The 2,446-nt window shown below is 39.0% G+C and carries 3 protein-coding genes; 2 read left to right on the top strand and 1 reads right to left on the bottom strand.

From position 1 onward, the window contains the following. Positions 1–1,056 (top strand): amino acid permease (locus ACFVSH_RS25495; protein WP_387708550.1); only part of this gene is annotated, 1,056 nt, incomplete at its 5' end. Between the two features lie 320 nt (positions 1,057–1,376). Here the strand turns inward: ACFVSH_RS25495 and ACFVSH_RS25490 are convergent. Beyond that, positions 1,377–1,655 (bottom strand): hypothetical protein, encoded by a 279-nt coding sequence (locus ACFVSH_RS25490; protein WP_260284961.1) that lies wholly within the window; start codon positions 1,653–1,655, stop codon positions 1,377–1,379. A 363-nt stretch (positions 1,656–2,018) separates the two neighbouring features. On the opposite strand from ACFVSH_RS25490, the gene ACFVSH_RS25485 reads away from it, so the two are divergent. Further along, positions 2,019–2,446 (top strand): oligosaccharide flippase family protein (locus ACFVSH_RS25485; RefSeq protein WP_387708548.1); only part of this gene is annotated, 428 nt, incomplete at its 3' end.

The raw sequence follows: 2,446 nt of genomic DNA, 5'->3' as shown, positions 1-2,446 counted from the left end.
GTTTGGATGTGGTGTGCAATCTTTGCTTTTCTCATATTTTCACTCAACGCCTTATCAGCAAAAGCATTTGGCGAATCGGAGTTTGTTTTTTCCAGCATAAAAGTATTGGCCATCATTCTGTTCATCATCGTTGGCGGTGCTGCCATGTTTGGAATGATTGATATGAAAGGTGGACAAGAAGCTCCATTTTTCTCCAACTTTATCGCTGAGGGTCTTTTCCCCAATGGGATATCGGCCCTGCTAATCACAATGATTACAGTGAACTTTTCCTTCCAGGGCACAGAATTAATCGGAATTGCCGCTGGAGAAAGTGAAAACCCGGAAAAGGTCATACCAAAGTCCATCAAACAAACCGTTTGGAGAACCCTTTTCTTCTTTGTTCTTTCTGTCACTGTATTATCGGCGATGATTCCAAGGGAAAAAGCCAGCATCTCAGAAAGTCCATTCGTTGTTGTACTAGATAGTATCGGAGTTCCGTATGCAGCTGACATCATGAACTTCATCATTCTTACAGCACTATTGTCAGTGGCGAACTCCGGTCTTTATGCTGCGACACGCATGCTCTACTCGCTCTCTAGGGAAGGTATGGCAAGTCCGAAGCTCGGTTTGGTGAATAAGAGAGGGATTCCGCTTAATGCCTTGCTTATTACCCTTGCCATTGCCGGTTTGTCTTTACTTTCAAGTGTAGTAGCTGCCAAAACAATATTTGTCTTTCTTCTCTCCCTTGCAGGATTAGGTGCACAAATTGGCTGGATTGCCATATCGGCCAGTCTTCTTGCTTTTAGAAAATCCTATACCCGCCAAGGCGGAAAGATAGAAAATCTGAAATTCAAAGTTCCGCTATATCCATTCATCCCCATTCTTGCTTTACTAACAAACTGCATCGTCATGATCAGTCTTGCGTTTGTTCCTGAGCAGCGAATGGCCCTTTATTGCGGGGGAACATTCTTCCTTGGATGTTATGCGGTTTATCACTTAAGAGTGAAGAAAAACAAGACCATAGAAACTCCCAAGCAGGAAGTTGAATTAAATGCCGGTAAAAAAATGGTCATTTGATCCTGAAGGCTGAGGAGTTGAGTGAAAATGGTGAAAAGCGATCTTTACAATTCATAAAGATTGCTTTTCAAAGAAGAAAAACCCTGGATGTATTCAACCTAGGGTTTTTCTTTTATTTAATCACCGTTTCCTGCAAAGCTATCCAATGGTAAACCGTTTTATAAATTCTTCCTTTTCCCTTCCGGCCTTTTTTAATTCCCCTAACTATATACGATCAATGAAATATCATCTCCCTGTTATGATAATACGCATATAATAGGAAGTTAAATTTCCAGTTCCATTTAGACAATAAAAACAAGTATCAAAACAAAAAAATCATCTTAATCGATGATTTTATTTTGTGCATATTCCTTTAATCTAGGCAGGATAGGCTCTAAAATTTCCTTGGCTATGTAATCCGTATCCAATCCAATGAAACGTTCACTTTCCATGTCGACCGATCTCGCATTTTCCGGGTCATTACAAAAAATAAACGATATGATTCCGTTATCTTCCGTCATGTCTACATATTTAAATGTAATATCATGTTTCGTAAGACAACTTTCAAACGCAATGCACAATTCATCTATATTTGATTGACTAATAGATGTGAATTTCATATAAATCATCCCCTCTGCTAAAGGATAGCAAAATAAAGCATGAATTTCAAAGCGAAATTCAAGTCCCGATCTTATGTTCATGCTTTCATTTGACACTTTCGACCAAAGGGAACATGACTTTGTTTGGAATATCACCCATGAAGTCTTTCATGTGGATTTCCCAATAACAAATGAATGTAACCAATCGATTTCATTCAATTACCCAACCTAACCCCGATTTTATTTTTTATCTTACAACAACGATTATTAAGGATTCCCCTAGGCATTACCGCATATTGTATCGCCGGGATATGCAGTTCCACATGAATATTCCATGGCATGTCTCATATCTTTATACAAACACCTTGTTAGGAGTGGGCCAACATGAAGTCTTTTTATAAAGGAACGCTCATTTTGATTGTCGCAGCGTTCTTTGGTGAATGTATCGAATTTTTAGTGAACATGCTCCTGGCCAGGGAATTACACGAAGAGGGCATGGGGCTTTATATGTCCATATTGCCAATTTTCTTTTTGATATATGTGATTGCCAGCCTTGAATTACATATTTCCATTTCAAAATTCGTTGCGGAAAATAAACAGGCAATGCATTATAATCTTATCATTCATGCACTTAAAATGGCTGCGGTCGTCGTATTAGTAATGTGTATAGTCATGCCTTTCATACTTTCCTTCTCATCCATAATGGACAGATACCACCCCTATATAAAATGGCTGCTCATCACATTGATCCCCATAGTTTCCTTTTCATCGATTGCTAGGGGCTATTTCATGGGTGTCCACCAAATGGGGAA

It is taken from the genome of Peribacillus sp. NPDC058002 (assembly GCF_042886655.1).
Lineage (GTDB): Bacteria > Bacillota > Bacilli > Bacillales > DSM-1321 > Peribacillus > Peribacillus aracenensis.
Note: the sequence above shows the minus strand (reverse complement) of the source record. Positions and strands in the feature narration are given on the sequence as shown.